Raw genomic sequence first — 16,360 nt, forward strand, 5'->3', positions numbered from 1 at the left:
GGTGGTCGCTTAGCGGGTCCCGGCAGGGGCCAGCGGCCGGTCAGCACGCGCGGTGGTGGCCTCGGGTGTTTCCGGCCGGGGCAGCCGGAGCCTCTTGAGCAACAGGGCGTTGACGGCGACCAGGAAGCTGGACCCGGACATCGACAGGGCCGCGATCTCCGGGCTGAGGACAACGCCGGCGAAGGCGAAGACCCCTGCTGCGATGGGCAGGGCTATCGCGTTGTAGCCCACGGCCCAGCCCAGGTTCTGGCGCATCTTGCGCAGGGTGCCTTTGCCGATCCGCAGAGCGATCGGGACATCCAGCGGGTCCGAGCGCATCAGGACGAGGTCGGCCGTTTCGATGGCCACATCGGTGCCGGCGCCGATTGCGATGCCGAGGTCGGCCTGGGCCAGGGCCGGGGCGTCGTTGACGCCGTCGCCGACCATGGCGACTTTTTTCCCCGCCTGTTGAAGTTCGGCGATCTTCGCTGATTTGTCTCCGGGAAGTACTTCGGCGATGACGGTGTCAATGCCGAGTTGGCCGGCGATTCTCCGGGCGGTCGCTTCGTTGTCTCCGGTGAGCATGACGACCTCGATCCCGGCCTCGTGCAGGGCCGCGACGGCGGCGGCCGCGGTTTCCCTCGCGGCGTCGGCCAAGGCGATCACCGCGGCGGCCTTGCCGTCGACGGCGACGAGGACGGCGGTCCGTCCGGTGTCGGCCAGGTCATCGCGCACGGCGGCCAGCGGGCCCAGGTCGATGCCTTCGTTGGCCATCAGTTTGCGGTTGCCGACCAGCACCCGGCGCCCGTCCACGGTAGCGCCGGCCCCGTGCCCGGGAACGTTGAGGAAATCCGAGGCAGCCAGGACGGGTGCGCCGTGTTCGCGGGCGTGCCGGACCACGGCCGCCGCGAGCGGGTGTTCGGATTCCTGCTCCACCGCGGCGACCAGGGCCAGGAGTTCGTTTTCACCGATTCCCTCAACGACGACGTCGGTGACTTCCGGTTCGCCCTTGGTCAGGGTGCCGGTTTTGTCCATCACCACGGTGTCGATCCGGGCCGAGACTTCCAGGGCGGTGGCGTTCTTGAACAGGACGCCGCGTTTGGCGCCGAGGCCGGTGCCGACCATGATTGCCGTCGGCGTGGCAAGTCCGAGAGCGTCGGGGCAGGTGATCACGACAACGGTGATCGCGAACAGCAGGGCCGTCTGGACTCCGGCGCCGAGGGCGATCCAGGCGGCGAACGTCAGGGTTCCGCCGATCAGGGCGACCAGCACGAGCCAGAACGCGGCCCTGTCGGCTAGCCGCTGGCCGGGTGCCTTGGAGTTCTGGGCTTCCTGGACGAGCGCCACGATCTGCGCCAGGGCGGTGTCGGCTCCGACCTTGGTGGCCCGGACCCGCATGGTGCCGGTGGTGTTGATGGAGGCGCCGATGACTTCCGAGCCGATGGTCTTGGTCACCGGAAGGCTCTCGCCCGTGACCATGGACTCATCGACCTCCGACTGGCCATCCTCCACTTGCCCGTCCACGGGGATTTTCGATCCCGGCCGGATCAGCAGCAGGTCCCCGGTCTGGACCTCGGAGGTGGGGATCTCGACCGTCTCGCCGTCGCGGATGAGGACCGCGACCGGCGGGGCCAGCTCGAGCAGGGTGCGGATGGCCTCGTTCGCCCCGCCGCGTGCGCGCATCTCGAACCAGTGGCCCAGCAGCACGAAGGAGGTCAGGACAGTGGCGGCTTCGTAGAACACTTCACCGCCGCCAGTGAAGGTGACCCAGACGCTGTAAAGCCATCCGGTGCCCACGGCGATCGCGACCAGGACCATCATGTCCAGGGTGCGGGCTTTCAGCGCCCGGTAGGCGCCATCGAAGAAAATCCAGGCCGAGTAGAAAATGACCGGAAGGGACAGGATCAGGGCCATAACGTCATCACGAAGCCCGAAAGGGGTCGGCGCTGTGAAGCCGAACATGTCCCGGCCCATCGGAGACCAGAGCGTCACACCTACTGACAGGATCGCTGCGACCAGGAACCGGTTGCGCATGTCCTTGACCATGTCATCCATCGACATTCCGCCGTGGTGTCCGCCGTGGCCCATCATGTCCTGCGGGGTCCGGGGCATCGCACCGTGCGGGCCCGGGCCGTGGCCGGCATGGCTGTCCGCCGGAGTACGGACATGGCCGGGGCGGGTTTCCGCCGTTTTCGGCGCACGACCGGGGTGCATTCCCTGGTGATCCGGCTCCGTCGGGTGCACATGTTCCGTCGGGTGTGCTGCACCGGGGTGGACGTGCCCGGACGGATGGCCGGTTCCGGACTTGCCAGCGGTGCTCACGGCTTCGTCCATCGGGTAGCAAACGTGGTCGGGGACCGATTCTCCCCGGCAGTGGTATCCGCAGTCCCGGATCCATCCGGAGATCTGCTCCACGGAGGTCACGGACGGGTCATAGCTCACGGTCGCGGTCTGGGCGACCGGGTTCGCATCGACGGCGGCGACTCCGGGCCGCTGAAGCAGGACGCGTTCGACGACCGTTTTGGAGGTGGCCCAGTTCAGGCCGCGGACTTCCACGATGGTGCGTTTCAGAAGCGTGGTCACTGCTCCTCCTTCTACTCCGGTGCTGCAATCAGGATGTACCCCCGGACGCCCATGTTCCCGTCCCAATACATCATCGCTGTCTCCTCCCGGCACGCGAACGCAACAGTTCCTGCGGTTCACTATCACCCCGTTTGGCCTCTGGCGTCAGAGTCTTTGGTCCCCGCGCCTTGGCCTGTCCGGCGGCTGGGCCGGCGCAACACAAGCCAGAGCGAGGCCAGGCCCAGACCCGTGCCGGCCGCTGCCCACGGTGGCCGCCGTTCCCCGGGGATGAACAGGGGCAGCCAGGCACCGGAGCCCCCGCCGCTGGTCGGCCCTACCACCGGCTAACCGGCGAATCCGAGGCTGATCCCGAGTATGGTGCGGGCCGACAGGGACTCGCCGTAGAGCCACCAGGCGGGCAGGATGATCAGCAGGGGCTGGGCGTTGGCCAGGACCGCCGCGGCTCCGATGGCCATCCCGGCGGTCCCGGCAAACATGGCGGCGAAGGCTACCGTGACATTCGTGACCCCCATCAGCGTGATCAACGCCCAGGTCCGCCGCCCGCGGGGCAGCTTCTTGCCCTGGACCAGGCAGACCAGCAGCAGTGCCGCTGCCGCGATCAGGGCCCTCAGTGCCGCGAACCACAGGACCGGCGCATCCTGCAGGCCAAGCCTGATGGCCAGAAAACACAGGCCCCACGCCGCGGTGATCCAGAGCATCGTTCCGGGGCGGGGTGCTCCATTGCTCTGTCCCGCGCCCGGGCCGCCCATCGTCAGCCCCGGCCTCAGAGGGCCAGCCGGCGCAGGTGGCACTGCTGGATCAGCCCGACGGCTTCATCGATGTCATCGGTGCATCGCAGCAGACGGATGTCATCGGGGGCGATGAATCCCTGGTCCTGGAGCTGCTCCCGGATCCAGGCCATGAGCCCGGCCCAGTGCCCGGTGCCGATCAGGACGACGGGGAATTCGTGGATTTTTCCGGTCTGGACGAGTGTCAGGGCTTCAAAGAGCTCGTCCAGGGTGCCGAATCCGCCGGGAAGGACAACGAATGCCGAGGCGTACCGGACGAACATGAGTTTCCGGGCGAAGAAGTACCGGAAGGTCATGGACACATCCACGTAGGGGTTCAGCGCCTGTTGGCGCCGGAGTTCGATGCCGAGACCGACGGAGGTGCCGCCTGCTTCCGCGGCTCCGCGGTTGGCGGCTTCCATCAGGCCCGGGCCTCCCCCGGTGATCACTGCGAACCCGGCCTCTGCAAACCGTGAACCCATCGTCCGGGCCGCCGCGTAGCGGGGATCCTCCGGTCCGGGGCGCGCTGATCCGAAGACGGCCACTGCCTTCCCGAGCCGGCCCGAGAGCAGGTGGAATCCGCCGTCGATTTCCGTTCTGATCCGTTCCATCCGGGCAGAGTCTTCGGCCGGGTCGGCCAGCGAGGCGAGCAGCTCTTCGTCCGTCATTTTCATGACGGTCCCGCTCCGGGGTGCATGCGGCAGTGCCGGTCGTGCTCCCCGCGTTCTTCCGCTGTGAGGCGTCCGTCCTCGATGGTGATGACCCTTTTGGCGGCGGTCCGGAGCCGCTGGTCATGGCTGACGATGATGACGGCCCTGTTTTCCCGGCAGGCCGTTTCACACAGGAGCAGGGTCACGTCCTGACCGGTCTTGGCGTCCAGGTTGGCGGTGGGCTCGTCGGCGAGGATCAGCCGGGGGTCGTTGGCAAGGGACCGGGCGATGGCCACGCGTTGTTTCTCCCCGCCGGAGAGGTCCCGGGGGAGGTTCCTCAGCCGGTGTCCGAGTTGGAGTTGCTCCAGCGCCACCCGGGCTTTGGCCCGGGCATGTTTCCGGGGTACTCCTGCCGTGATCAGGGGCATCATGACGTTTTCCTCCGCGGTCAGTGCCGAAAGCAGGTTGAAGGTCTGGAAAACAAAGCCGAACTCCCGCAGCCGCAGCCGGGAGAGCTGTGCGGCTTTGAGGGTGGACGTGTCCTGCCCGGAGATGAGGATCCTGCCCGTCGTGGGGGACATGAGGGTGCCGATCATGGACAGCAGGGTTGTTTTTCCTGACCCGGAGGGTCCCATCACGAGCACGATGTCCCCGGCGTCAACGCTGAGGGATACGTGGTCCACGGCGGTCACCGCGGTGTGTCCGGTCCCGAAGGTCTTGGACACGTCTTGGACCGAGACGATGCTCATGCGCGGAACACTTCCGCCGGGTCGATGCGGGCCAGCCGGCGGGCCGGCAGCAGCGAAGACACCACGGCCATGGCCAGGGTGACGCCGAATATCCAGGCCGCATCGAGCCAGCGGATCTCCGTGATGAACTCCGGGACATAGGTTCCCGCGGCGGCGCTGACGGCCAGGGCGAGACCCGCGCCGAGGAGGTACCCGAGCACGGCTGCGGTGATCGCCTGCTCGACCACGACGGTGTAGAGCTGGCGGTTGCTCACCCCGATGGCCTTCAGGACCCCGTATTCGCGGGCTTTCTCGATGGTTGAGGTGAAGATGGTCAGGCCGATGACGGTCATGCCCACGGCGATTCCGATCAGCAGCAGCACCAGGATGATGGGCAGGAAGGTGTCCCGGACGATGTTCGTGTTGTTTTCCACGAACCTGTCCTTGGTGATGGCATCCACCGCCGGGTCGGCTTCGATCCGGGACGCAACGTCGTTGGCGTTGGTGCCGTCTTTGACAGTGACGAGGAAGAAGTTGGTGGCACCGGGAAGCTGGAGGATGCTTTCGGCGTCTTCCTTGGTGGCGAATGCGAAGGAAAAGCTGAGGATGTATCCGCCCTCGGAATAGCCGGAGACTTTCAGCGTCCTGCCGGCGACAGGGATAGTGTCCCCGATCCGGATGTTTTCGCTGCGCCCGACCACCCGGTCGATGATGATCTCGCCCTTGTCGGGAACGGCTTTGCCCTCGACCACCCGTGCGGGGGCGCCGACGTTGTTCTCCGTGTCGTCGGCGATGACGTAAAGGTTGATGTCCTTGCCGTTGTGCGCGAACGCGACGCGGCGGCCGCAGAACGGTTTGGCGCTGGCAACCCCCTCGACACCGGTGAGGAAATCCCGGACGGTCAGGGGCAGCACGGACGGAGTGTGGAACATGTCGGTCGCGCCGGTCTGGGTAATCCAGTAGTCGGCCGGCACGGTGCGGATGTATTCGCCGATCTTGTTGCTCCAGCCCTGGTACAGGCCCTGGATGCTCATGATCAGCAGCACGCTGAACGCTACCCCGCCGACGCTGATCAGTAGCCGGGTCTTTTCCTGAACCAGGTTCTTTACCGCCAGGAACAGCATGGCCCCATCCCCCTTGCCATCACAGGCCCTCCTGCCGCTGCTGCCCGGCACCGGTCGGGCGGCGCCCGAACCGGGGGAAGAATCCAGGGACCTCCCGGCGGTAGGCGGCAAAGGCTTCGCCGAACTCAGACTCCATCAGGCGTTCCTCCTTCCGGGCCAGGCGCAGGTACACGACCACCAGGACGGGGAACATCAGAAGGGTCAGCAGCGTGGGCCACTGCAGCAGGAACCCGGCCATGATGATCAGGAATCCCAGATACTGCGGATGCCGCACCCTCGCGTAAAGACCCGTCGTGGCCAGACGGTGACTGGCCTGCGCAGCGAAAAGGACCCGCCACGCCAGATACAGGATGCTGAATCCCGCCGCAATCAGGACATTGCTCAGCACGTGCAAAGGGCTCAGGTGCGGGTCCCCCTGCCAGCCGGTCAGGTCCTGCCACAAGTGCCCCGAGTTGTGGTTTAGGAGGTCCAGGCCGGGAACGCTGCTGCCCAGCCAGCCCGAAAGGAGATAAATGGTCAGCGGAAAGCCGTACATTTCCGTGAACAGCGCCACGATGAACGCGGAAAATGCGCCCAGCGCCCGCCAGTCCAGCTTTGTCCTGGGCCGGATGAAACTGAAGGCGAAGACGATGAAGATCAGCGAATTCAGGATCACCAGCCACCACAGGTCGTATCCGTAATCAGTGGACATGTCCCGCCCCATCCCCGCCCGGACCCCGACTGTCGCTTCCGTGGCCGCCGGGTCCTCCGTGACCGCCATGGCCGCCGTGCATGAACAAGTGCATGCCCATCATGAGCACCACACCCAGATACGGCAGTGCGTCCAGGATGTGCAGCCAGTGGTTGGTGATCAGGTACACGGCGGCGCCGGCAATGAGGACAGTGAGCAGGGCCAGCATCCAAGGCCAGGGCGGGCGCGACGGCCGCCCGGGCCGAAACTGCTGCGGCTCCGGAACACTGCTCATACCCCGAGTATCGCCCCGGCACGGGCGCCCGGATAGAGCCTGACGGCCGCCCGTGTGGGGCGGCGGACAGCGGGCGCGGTGAGCGGGGACCCCTGGCGCATAATACCCCTAGGGGGTATGCTAAGAGTGTTGTCAGTGACGTGGTTTGTCCGGGCCCCAGGCCGCTACAGCCGTTCAACCACAACAGCCCCCTTTTATCCCTCGCTTCGAAGGAAAACTGATATGTGCGGAACTACCGAAACACGAACCCAACTCCCCCTGGCCTCCACTGCGCAGCACGGCTGCAGCTGCTGCACCCCCGCTGACGAAACACAGGCTGCTGCTCCGGCGACGGCGGTTAAGGCTCCCGGCTCGCAGTACATCCTGGAAGGGCTGACCTGCGGACATTGCGTCCAGACCGTCGAGAAGGCCGTGTCGCGGGTATCCGGGGTCCAGTCAGCGGCCGTGGACCTGGTCCCGGGCGGCACGTCGCGGCTCAGTGTCACCGGCGCCGCGGACCAGGAGGCACTGGCTGAGGCCGTGCGTTCCTCCGGCTACGTCCTGACCGGCGCGAAGTAGCGCTTCCACCACGGCCCCTTGGCTCCGGTGGGGACCATGGCTCCCGGGGGTCCAGGGATTTCCATGGGTGTTCAGTGGCCTCCGGTGTGCTCGCTGGTGTGGCCCGGGGTGGGTACCGGGCCCGGGGTCACGTCGCCTCCGGTGCCGCTGATGGCCGGGCCGATGACAAACGCTGACAGGGAGAACATGGCGGAGAAGACGGCCAGTCCCAGCGCCGGCGCGATCCAGCTGCCGAACCGGCGGTAGAGGCGGACCAGCATGGGAATGGATGCCAGAAGCCCGAGTGCCCCGAACAGTGCGGTGCCGCCGGATCCGGCCACCAGGGCGGTTCCGGCGAGCAGTCCGATGTGGTGCAGGACATGTGGAAGGAGGCCCATGATCAGGCCCACCGCTCCGACCACCGTGTGCCACAGCGCGTGGAGCCTGCCCCGGACGGTCCGCCCCGGAACGGCTCCGCCGTCGTCGCCGGCCGCCGGATGCCGGTGGGAGGAGTGGTCACCGGTCACGGCCGCTACTTTCACCGGATGGGTTCCCCTTGCGAGTCAACGGATCACTCATTCCTCGCCGGCGTTCCGGGACCGGTTCCGGACCACGAGCACCGGGCAGGGGGCGTGATGGAGGACCTGGGTGGACACGGAGCCGAGCAGCAACCCGGTAAATCCGCCGAGCCCGCGGGAACCCACGACCAGCAGGTCAGCGTCCCCGGCGGCCCGCAGGAGCACGGCGGCCGCGTTTCCCTGAACAACGTCCCCGGTCACCGTCACGCCTTCGCTGTCCACGCGCTTCAGGGCCTCGTTCTGGAGCTGACGCGCGGTCTGAGGGAAGACGTCCGGGTCCCAGACCATGCCTTCCATGCCGACGGTTGCGGGCGGGAACTCCCAGGCAGTCACGGCCTTGACCTGGCCGTTGCGCAGGCGGGCCTCCGTGAAGGCCCATTCCAGGGCCAGGCGCGCCGGGGCAGAACCGTCCACCCCGGCCACGATACTGAATACCCCGTCGCCGCCCATGAGCACCGCCCTCCGCCAGGTCCCGCACCTGTTGCCCTTAGTGTGGTCCCCGCAGGGTTTTACCCGCAAGCTCGTCCCGACCACGTGCACCGGCCGGCGGCAGAAACAAAGTCCCTTACAGGAGCGTTGTACCGGTAAGTGCCCTGCCGCAGGGCCGGTAGCCTTGAAACAGATAACCCGCCACAGGAAGGGAGGACCGTCATGGCCGCACCGGCACACGCCACCGCGATCGCGTTCCTTCGCCGTGCGGGCCTTTTTACCGCGGTTCTGGCCCTTATCGCCGGGATTTTCGGTATGCACGTCATGACCGCCACCCATGCCATGCACTCCCCGGCCACGGCGGCAGAGACCGTCAGCGCCCCTCACGACTCATCCCCTGCCGGCCACGCGGGAGAACTTCCTGCCGGACCATCATCTGCCCCAGAGGTGCACGCGGCACAGGACGAAGCCGGTGCCCGGACCGTGCAGTACACGGATTCGGGCAACTGCACCAGCATGCAGTCCATGACCGCGGCCTGCACCCCATCGGCGAAAACCGGCTCCCTGGCCGCCCCGCTGCCGGGCACCGGAATCACCGCCCGGAACCCCGACACAGGGACGCCCAGCACAATCAGCGCGCGGTGGTCCTATCTCCCCGGCAGCCCTTCACCGGGCGAGCTCTGCATCAGCCGAACGTAAAACGGGGCCCCGCGCTGTGACCTGACCGGCGCCCGTCCTTGCCTGACTCTCCTCTGAGCCGGGCGCATCACTGATGCACACACACCTTGGCGCCCACGCGCCCACTAATGTCTTGAAGGAGTTAAACAGCCATGATAAACACGAAGTTTCTGACCCTTTCCGCGACCGCCATCGCCGGGGCATTCGCCCTTGCCGGCTGCTCAACGGGCCCCTCGGCACCGTCCGCCACCTCCAGCAGCCCGGCTTCCCCCGCCAGCTCCATGCCGGGAATGGGGCCCGGGATGATGTCCAGCAGCGCACCGGCTGCCGCTACCGAACACAACGATGCCGACACCATGTTCGCCCAGGGAATGATTCCGCACCACGAACAGGCCGTGGAAATGAGCGAGATGATGCTCCAGAAGAAGGACATCCCCGCCTCAGTCACCGATCTGGCCACACGGATCAAAGCAGCCCAGGCACCCGAGATCGAAACGATGACCGGCTGGCTCAAGACCTGGAACGAATCCGCGACCATGGGGGCCGGCACCACCATGGACAGCATGATGGGCGAGGGCGACATGAAGCAGCTCGAGGCCGCCCAGGGCACCGCAGCGGCCGGGCTGTTCCTGACGCAGATGGTTGCCCACCACCAAGGCGCCATTATGGTGGCCCAGACCGAAATTTCCCAAGGCAAGAACGCCGCCGCGATCAAACTCAGCCAAGATATCGTGACCGCCCAGGAAGCCGAAATCAAGGAAATGCAGGACCTGCTGGCCACCTTCTGACCGGTGCCCTGAGGCGCCGGACCCTCACGGGCCGGCGCCCAACCCTGCCCTGCCATGCCCCACCTGAATCCCTGGAGCCCCCTATGCCCAATCCCTCCCGCCCCCGGGTCCGCGCCACAGCCATTCTGGCAGCCGGCGCCGGCCTCATCCTTGTCCTGTCAGCCTGCAGCCCGTCCTCCGTCCCGGCGGGCTCCGCGCCCTCAGGCAGCACCGCAAACACCCTGCCGGACGCTCATGTTCACGGGCTGAGCGTCAGCGAAAGTGGCCAGGTGCTCCTGGCCACCCACGATGGCTTGTTCGACGTCACGAAACAGCCCGTCACCAAAATCGGGGCCACCAACGACCTGATGGGTTTCAGCGGCGGCACCGACCACGGCGTCCTCTACGCTTCCGGACACCCCGGAGAGGGCTCCGACCTGGCCAACCCGCTCGGGCTGATCAGATCCACCGACGCCGGTAAAACCTGGGAAAAGCTCTCCCGTCAGGGGGAATCCGACTTCCACGCGCTCACTGCGACCAAATCCGGAATAGTCGGATTCGACGGCGCACTGCGCACCAGCCCGGACGGGAAAACCTGGAACACGGCGGCCGCGGATTTCGTCCCGGCCGCCCTCGCCGGAAACCCCACCAGCGACGCGGTCCTGGCCACCACCCCCCAAGGGATCCGCCGCTCCACGGACGGCGGTAAGACCTGGAACACGGTGGACTCCGGACCCGTGGTCCAGTTCGCCGCTTTCGCCAGTCCCGCCGAGGCGGTCGGAGTCGAACCCGACGGGACCGTCCACGTCTCGGCGGACGCCGGCGCGACCTGGACCCGAAAGGGCAAAATCCAGGACACGGTCCAGGCTGTGGCGGCAGTGAGGGGCCCGGAGGCAAACCCAACCATCTGGGCCGCCACGGCCAGCGGGCTCGTCGTCTCCACCGACGCCGGCGTCACGTTCGGGCCCGCCGACGCCTCCTGACCGCGCGAGCACTGCAGGATCTGCGGAGGCCTGCGTACCCGTCGGCCTTCCGCCGGCGGGTGTGCGGACGCGTTGAAAACCGGCCCGGGTGGACCGGGACCTCGGACTCTAGCTGTCCGCTGAGGCCGTGCGAAGACTCGGACTAACTCTTTGAAGGAAAGGCACCGATCATGATGTGGGGTTACGGACAAGGCATGGGATGGATGTGGCTCTGGGCTCTTCTGCCACTTATCGGGATCGCACTGCTGGTGTTGCTGGCGGTCCGGGTCTTTGGCGGCGGCGTCCGGAATGGATACGGGCCCCCGGGCCCCGGGGCGCCAGGCTGGCCGCCGCCTCTCGGCAGGAGCAGGGCCCGCCAGATCCTCGACGAACGATTTGCGAGGGGAGAACTCACCGCAGACCAGTACCGCGAGCACCTCAAAGTGCTCGGTGAGGGCCCGCAGTGAAGCCCATCAGCCGCCGCCAGGCGGTGCTGCTGGGCGGGCTCGGCATTGCGGGCACAGCGGCCGGCGGTGCCGGGCTGATCTGGACCCTGTCGTCGCGGGCGGCTCCCGTTACGGGAAGCGAACTGACCCAGCCTGCGGAGGAACGGAGCACCAACGGCCAGCTGCAGGTACGGCTCGAAGCCGCCCCCGGACAGATACTGCTGGCAGGCCGGCAGGCCGCAGCCCTTGGCTACAACGGCGGCATCCCCGGCCCGACTCTGCGCGTACGGGCCGGCGACGTCCTGAAGATCGGGCTCGTCAACAAGCTGACCCAGGCCACCAACCTTCACGTGCACGGTCTCCATGTTTCCCCCGAGGGCAACGGGGACAATGTCTTCGTCTCGGTCGACCCCGGCGGCACCTTCGATTACGAATACAAACTTCCCGAGGATCATCCCCCGGGCGTGTACTGGTACCACCCCCACCACCACGGCATGGTCGCCGACCAGATCTTCGCCGGCCTCTTCGGAGCAATCATCGTCGAGGACCCTGAACCCATCGAGGCAAGTGCGGAACGGGTACTGGTCATTTCGGACACCACCCTGGACGGCATTGGAAACATCCGGGAAGTCCCGGCGATGGAACGAATGATGGGCCGGGAAGGTGAACTGATCCTGGTCAACGGCCAAAGCAACCCGCAATTCACGGCCCGCCCAGGACAACGCGAAAGATGGCGCATCATCAACGCCTGCGTGGCCCGCTACCTCCGGCTGCGACTCGACGGACAGCAGCTGCAGCTCCTCGGCATGGACTCCGGCCGCTTCCCGACACCGGAGAGTGTGGATGAACTTCTGCTGACGCCCGGAAACCGCGCAGACCTCCTCGTGACCACCACGGCCGGGGACTCCGTGCTGCGCGCGCTCTACCAGAATCGGGGAAGCATGCCGGGAATGATGGGACCGGGATCCGGCGCACGTGATCCTGCAGACCAGCCGGACGGCGCAGCACTGGCCACCCTCCGCGTAGCCGGCGAACCGGTCGCAGCCCTGACCCCCCTGCCCGCCCAGCAGGGGCTCGGAGACCTTCGGTCAGCCGCCGTCGCGGCCCGCCGGCAGATCGTCCTGGCCGCCGGCATGGGCGGGGGCGGGGGCATGATGCGTTTCACCATCAACGGCAGGGAATTCAACAAGGCCAGAACAGACACAACGGTAGCGGCCGGGGATGTGGAGGAATGGACGTTGATCAACACCGGTCCCATGGATCACCCGTTCCACCTGCATGTCTGGCCGATGCAAATCATCGAGGAAAACGGCCAAGGGACGAACCCCGTCATTTGGCAGGACGTAGTGAACGTGCCCGCGAACGGTCGTGTGAAGGTCAGGGTGGGGTTCAACGACTTCCGCGGACGTTCGGTTTACCACTGCCACATCCTGGATCACGAGGACCTCGGCATGATGGGTGCCATCGAAGTCCGGTGAGACGCCACATCGACGCACCCTGGAAGCCGTCCGCGCACCCTTGTCGCGCGAAAATCTGAACCTCGACCACAAGGTGCCGCTTTGATCCAGCGATGGATAACTGTGACCGGCGAACTGGCCACGGGCCCGTCCTTTCTCTTTGGACTCCGGTTCCAGCGGCAGTCAGTCGCAGTCGTCGTGCATTTGCCATCCGGAGAACCCGCGATGGTGGACACCCGGGTTGTGCTCGCCGCTGAAGTGGTCGTTGCATGCGGCCACGTGTTGCCCGAACTCGCGACCTGGGCCCGGGCCGGGCTGCGCAGCAGCCGGTAAGGCCGAACCGATCACGCCGAACGACGCAACCAGCAGGCCCGCCGCGAGCTTTCGTGCTGGGTTCTTCATGGAGGCTCCCTCGATCTCACTCACGATGGCCCTCCCGCTTGCCGTGAGGGCGGGCACAACCTCCATCGGCGGCGCCCTGTCCGTATTCCATCTGGAAACGACCCGGGGCGCAAGAGGCTTTGTCCCAATGAGCGTCACCAAAGCCGGCCGCCCCGGTCTAGCCAAGGCCCTGGAAGCACTCCGTGAGGGAGACACTCTCATTGTGTGGAAGCTGGACCGTCTTGGCCGCAGCGTGAAGGACCTCCTGGATTTCGCCGGAGGCCTGAACGAGCGCGGAATTGGTTTTGTCAGCCTCACCGACTCGATCGACACCACCACCGCTTCCGCCTCCGGACGCTTCTTCTTCAACGTGATGGCCTCCCTGGCGCAGATGGAACGCGAGCTCATGGTCGAACGCACCCAGGCAGGCCTCCAGGCAGCGCGTGAACAAGGCAGGATAGGGGGCCGCAAACGCGTCATGACGGAGGCCAAGATCCGCTCAGCTCGGAAGCTCCTCAGCCAGGGAACGCCGCCCAAGGAAGTTGCCGCCAGCCTCGGGGTCTCGGTGCCCACACTGTACCGGTGGGTCCCGGCCACGAGCCCTGAAGCAGTTGCAGTCCCGTAGCTCGGCCTTTGGTGCAGACGACTGTTAAAAAAAGGCTCTCCTGACGTAAGTGTGGGTCAGGGTTTGCGTGTTATGAGGCATGGGTAGCCCGGTAGATTTGGGAGTTCTCACACTGTCCAAATTTCGGAGCTACCCATGCGTGCTACTACTCTACTCAACGGCGTCTTGAATCTGGCCGGGGTCCGGGTTGTTGACGTTGATCCTGGCGCCGGGGGTCCGCTGCTGGTGCGGGTGGCGTTGAAGGCCCGCAAGCGCCTGGACTGCCCGCACTGCAGCTACTCAACGATGGCCGGGTATGACACCCGGTGGGCGGAATCGTCGTGGCGGCATCTGGATTTCGCCGGCAGGGTCCTGGTGCTCACAATGCTCCGCCGGCGGCTGGTCTGCCCCAGCCACGGCGTCGTGGTGCAGGGCGTGCCGTTCGCCCGGCCCGGCTCCCGGTTCAGCACGGAATTTGAGGACATGATCGCCTGGCTGGTCACCCGTGCGGACAAGACCACGGTGTCCACCTTCGCCCGGATAGCGTGGCGGACCGTCGGGGCGATCTGTGAACGCGTCGTGGCCGAACAACTCGATGAGAGCCGCTTCGAAGGCCTGGTCAATATCGGCGTGGATGAGATTTCCTGGCGCAAACACCACCGCTACCTGACCCTCGTCTCGGACCACGCCACCTCGAAGATCGTCTGGGGCGCACCGGGAAAGAACGCGGCGACACTGGATGGATTCTTCAAGGAGATCGGACCGGTGAACACGGCGGCGATAGAGGCCGTCAGCATGGACATGGGCCCGGCTTTTGCCAAGTCCGTGAAGACCAACGCACCCGGCGCGGTCATCTGCTACGACCCGTTCCACGTCATCCAGGTCGCCACCAACGCGCTGGAAGCCTTCCGCCGTTCCATCTGGCAACGGACCCGTGAGCTGCCCGATCAGGACATCGCGAAGAAGTTCAAAGGAACCCGCTGGGTGCTGCTGAAAAACCCGCAGAACCTCACCGAAAAACAACAAGCCACCCTGGCCGGGCTCGAACGCACCGGAGGGCTGCTCTGGGACGCCTACCAGCTCAAGGAATCCCTCCGGGAGGTCTTCGCCGGCGACCTCAACCCCGATGACGTGATGGAGATGATCACCACCTGGTGCGACCTCGCCGCCAAATCCAACATCCGCGAGTTCGCCAGGGCCGCCGCCACGATCCGATCCCACACCCAAGGGATCCACGCAGCAGTCACCAGGAAACTCTCCAACGGCCGCCACGAAGGACTGAACAACAAGATCCGCACCATGACCCGCAGATCCTACGGATTCCACACCCCCGAAGCCGCCCTCGCCCTGATCATGCTCGCCTGCGGACCCGTCGAAATCAAACTCCCATACCAGACATAACCGAACCCACATTCACGTCAGGAGAGCCTAAAAAAATGCATGACGGTGCAGAGGACTGCTGACATCCCGCTGTCAACAGTCCTCTGCACTCACCCCGTCCTGTCCCATGAACTGGTGCAGACGACTCCTGAAAATGACAACGTCCGTGTCTTGAAAAGCTGAACGTTTTGGAGGCGTCTCCGAAACGTGGCCGCTAGATGACTAGTAAGCGTACTGAGCTTTTATTAGGCTTGGAGAGAAGACTCTTGACCGGCGGTAACGGAGGGCTGACCGATCTCAACAGCAGCATTTGGCGGAACACACACCATGACGCGGATGGTGTGTTTGGCGCTGAGCCTGTCCCTGCTGTTCGTCTTCTCGTTCACCGCTTGCGCTGCGCTGTGTATGCGGATGCAGCATTCGGGTGCCGCGGGAACGGCACCTGTTCAGACGGAGGCGACCACGGCTCACCACGTCACCAGCCCGAGGACTGCAGCGGTCGCGGCGCAGTCCGACATTCCCCATTCCGATCGTGCCTGCTGTATCGAACGGCACAGTACGTCAAAGGCGATTGCCCCTGCCCACCGGCTCCTGGCGGGGGATGCGACGGCGGCTTCCTTCCGTGTTGAGGTGACGCCCTTTCGGGGCGGCTATGTGCCGGCCGGATGGTTTGATCCGGCACTGGAAAAGCCTGATCACCTCACACCGTCCCTGACGCCCCTGTCCATCAGCAGGACGTAAACAAAAACAGTCGGCCGCGCCCTAATGGCATCCGCATAATGGTGCCTTTGACCGATACATACCGGTTTCGGGCCGCTCAATTCGCGGTCCTCCACACAAGAACCAAGCAGATAGCCAGCAGCGATTTTGGGCTGCTGCATCCTGAACAAGGAGAAGAATCACATGACGCATCACGTCACGTCCATGCTCGACACCTACCCGAAGGACCTCGGGGGCGTGGACAGGGAAAAGCTCGCCGAGTGCATCGAAGCCTGTTTCGAATGCGCGCAAACCTGCACGGCATGCGCCGACGCCTGCCTGAGTGAAGAAATGGTCGCCTACCTGACCAAGTGCATCCGCACCAACATGGACTGCGCCGACATCTGTGCGACCACAGGCAATGTCTTGTCCCGGCACACCGGGTATGACGCGAACATCACTCGGGCAATCCTCGAGGCATGCCGCACCGCGTGCACGGCCTGCACAGAGGAATGCGAACAGCACGCAGGGATGCATGAGCATTGCCGGGTCTGCGCTGAAGCATGCCGCCGTTGCGAAACTGCATGCCGGGAACCTATTTCCTCACTGGGCTAGCTGCCCCAGGCTCCCGTTCGGCATCCCTTCC

Annotated in this window: 19 protein-coding genes; 9 read left to right on the forward strand and 10 right to left on the reverse strand. The window is 65.7% G+C overall.

From position 1 onward, the window contains the following. Positions 1-9 precede the first annotated feature (9 nt). The 7 genes from ASPU41_RS02125 to ASPU41_RS02155 form a co-directional block, all read right to left on the reverse strand. Positions 10-2,562: a heavy metal translocating P-type ATPase gene (locus tag ASPU41_RS02125; RefSeq protein ID WP_069949513.1), complete on the reverse strand. Its 2,553-nt coding sequence runs from the start codon at positions 2,560-2,562 to the stop codon at positions 10-12. Positions 2,563-2,885: 323 nt separating this feature from the next. Continuing rightward, the gene (locus tag ASPU41_RS02130; protein ID WP_083266311.1) at positions 2,886-3,311 is read right to left on the reverse strand and encodes a DMT family transporter; all 426 of its coding nucleotides are present in this window, start codon (positions 3,309-3,311) and stop codon (positions 2,886-2,888) included. Between the two features lie 14 nt (positions 3,312-3,325). After that, complete coding sequence (locus ASPU41_RS02135; RefSeq protein WP_069949515.1) at positions 3,326-4,003, reverse strand: TIGR00730 family Rossman fold protein; 678 nt, start codon at positions 4,001-4,003, stop codon at positions 3,326-3,328. Continuing rightward, on the reverse strand, positions 4,000-4,728 hold the full coding sequence (locus tag ASPU41_RS02140; RefSeq protein WP_069949516.1) for an ABC transporter ATP-binding protein: 729 nt from the start codon (positions 4,726-4,728) through the stop codon (positions 4,000-4,002). Before ASPU41_RS02140 ends, ASPU41_RS02135 begins: the two co-directional genes overlap by 4 nt. Continuing rightward, on the reverse strand, positions 4,725-5,831 hold the full coding sequence (locus ASPU41_RS02145; RefSeq protein ID WP_069949517.1) for an ABC transporter permease: 1,107 nt from the start codon (positions 5,829-5,831) through the stop codon (positions 4,725-4,727). The genes ASPU41_RS02140 and ASPU41_RS02145 overlap by 4 nt, the downstream gene beginning before the upstream one ends. Before the next feature lie 19 nt (positions 5,832-5,850). Further along, a complete protein-coding gene (locus ASPU41_RS02150; protein WP_069952417.1) occupies positions 5,851-6,522 on the reverse strand; it encodes a methyltransferase family protein in 672 nt (223 codons plus the stop codon). Further along, on the reverse strand, positions 6,512-6,796 hold the full coding sequence (locus tag ASPU41_RS02155; protein WP_197515736.1) for a DUF2933 domain-containing protein: 285 nt from the start codon (positions 6,794-6,796) through the stop codon (positions 6,512-6,514). The genes ASPU41_RS02150 and ASPU41_RS02155 overlap by 11 nt, the downstream gene beginning before the upstream one ends. Positions 6,797-7,018: 222 nt before the next feature. Between ASPU41_RS02155 and ASPU41_RS02160 the strand changes: the two genes are divergently transcribed. Further along, positions 7,019-7,354, forward strand: a complete 336-nt coding sequence (locus tag ASPU41_RS02160; RefSeq protein ID WP_069949519.1) for a heavy-metal-associated domain-containing protein — start codon at positions 7,019-7,021, stop codon at positions 7,352-7,354. 71 nt (positions 7,355-7,425) lie between these two features. Here the strand turns inward: ASPU41_RS02160 and ASPU41_RS02165 are convergent, their stop codons facing one another. Both ASPU41_RS02165 and ASPU41_RS02170 read right to left on the reverse strand, forming a co-directional pair. Further along, a complete protein-coding gene (locus tag ASPU41_RS02165) occupies positions 7,426-7,860 on the reverse strand; it encodes a hypothetical protein (protein WP_069949520.1) in 435 nt (144 codons plus the stop codon). A gap of 48 nt (positions 7,861-7,908) precedes the next feature. Further along, positions 7,909-8,361: a universal stress protein gene (locus ASPU41_RS02170; RefSeq protein ID WP_069949521.1), complete on the reverse strand. Its 453-nt coding sequence runs from the start codon at positions 8,359-8,361 to the stop codon at positions 7,909-7,911. 201 nt (positions 8,362-8,562) lie between these two features. Between ASPU41_RS02170 and ASPU41_RS02175 the strand changes: the two genes are divergently transcribed. The 5 genes from ASPU41_RS02175 to ASPU41_RS02195 all read left to right on the forward strand — a co-directional run bounded on the left by ASPU41_RS02175 (position 8,563) and on the right by ASPU41_RS02195 (position 12,671). Then, positions 8,563-9,039 carry a hypothetical protein gene (locus ASPU41_RS02175; protein ID WP_069949522.1) on the forward strand — a complete coding sequence of 159 codons (477 nt, stop codon included), beginning with the start codon at positions 8,563-8,565 and terminating at the stop codon, positions 9,037-9,039. A 131-nt stretch (positions 9,040-9,170) separates the two neighbouring features. Continuing rightward, on the forward strand, positions 9,171-9,806 hold the full coding sequence (locus tag ASPU41_RS02180) for a DUF305 domain-containing protein (RefSeq protein ID WP_069949523.1): 636 nt from the start codon (positions 9,171-9,173) through the stop codon (positions 9,804-9,806). An 83-nt stretch (positions 9,807-9,889) separates the two neighbouring features. Next, positions 9,890-10,768 (forward strand): F510_1955 family glycosylhydrolase, encoded by an 879-nt coding sequence (locus ASPU41_RS02185; protein ID WP_069949524.1) that lies wholly within the window; start codon positions 9,890-9,892, stop codon positions 10,766-10,768. Between the two features lie 170 nt (positions 10,769-10,938). Further along, complete coding sequence (locus tag ASPU41_RS02190) at positions 10,939-11,214, forward strand: SHOCT domain-containing protein (protein ID WP_069949525.1); 276 nt, start codon at positions 10,939-10,941, stop codon at positions 11,212-11,214. Beyond that, positions 11,211-12,671 (forward strand): multicopper oxidase family protein, encoded by a 1,461-nt coding sequence (locus tag ASPU41_RS02195; RefSeq protein ID WP_069949526.1) that lies wholly within the window; start codon positions 11,211-11,213, stop codon positions 12,669-12,671. Before ASPU41_RS02190 ends, ASPU41_RS02195 begins: the two co-directional genes overlap by 4 nt. A 162-nt stretch (positions 12,672-12,833) precedes the next feature. Here the strand turns inward: ASPU41_RS02195 and ASPU41_RS22460 are convergent, their stop codons facing one another. After that, positions 12,834-13,076 carry a hypothetical protein gene (locus tag ASPU41_RS22460; protein WP_157356903.1) on the reverse strand — a complete coding sequence of 81 codons (243 nt, stop codon included), beginning with the start codon at positions 13,074-13,076 and terminating at the stop codon, positions 12,834-12,836. Between the two features lie 103 nt (positions 13,077-13,179). Here ASPU41_RS22460 and ASPU41_RS02205 point away from each other — a divergent pair, with 103 nt between their 5' ends. The 3 genes from ASPU41_RS02205 to ASPU41_RS02220 all read left to right on the forward strand — a co-directional run bounded on the left by ASPU41_RS02205 (position 13,180) and on the right by ASPU41_RS02220 (position 16,329). Then, on the forward strand, positions 13,180-13,656 hold the full coding sequence (locus ASPU41_RS02205; RefSeq protein ID WP_269450071.1) for a recombinase family protein: 477 nt from the start codon (positions 13,180-13,182) through the stop codon (positions 13,654-13,656). Positions 13,657-13,791: 135 nt separating this feature from the next. After that, positions 13,792-15,036, forward strand: coding sequence for an ISL3 family transposase (locus ASPU41_RS02210; protein ID WP_069949528.1), 1,245 nt, complete (start codon positions 13,792-13,794; stop codon positions 15,034-15,036). An 882-nt stretch (positions 15,037-15,918) separates the two neighbouring features. Then, the gene (locus tag ASPU41_RS02220) at positions 15,919-16,329 is read left to right on the forward strand and encodes a four-helix bundle copper-binding protein (RefSeq protein ID WP_069949530.1); all 411 of its coding nucleotides are present in this window, start codon (positions 15,919-15,921) and stop codon (positions 16,327-16,329) included. Positions 16,330-16,360 lie beyond the last annotated feature (31 nt).

The sequence above is a fragment of the Arthrobacter sp. U41 genome (assembly GCF_001750145.1).
Taxonomy (GTDB): Bacteria; Actinomycetota; Actinomycetes; order Actinomycetales; family Micrococcaceae; genus Arthrobacter.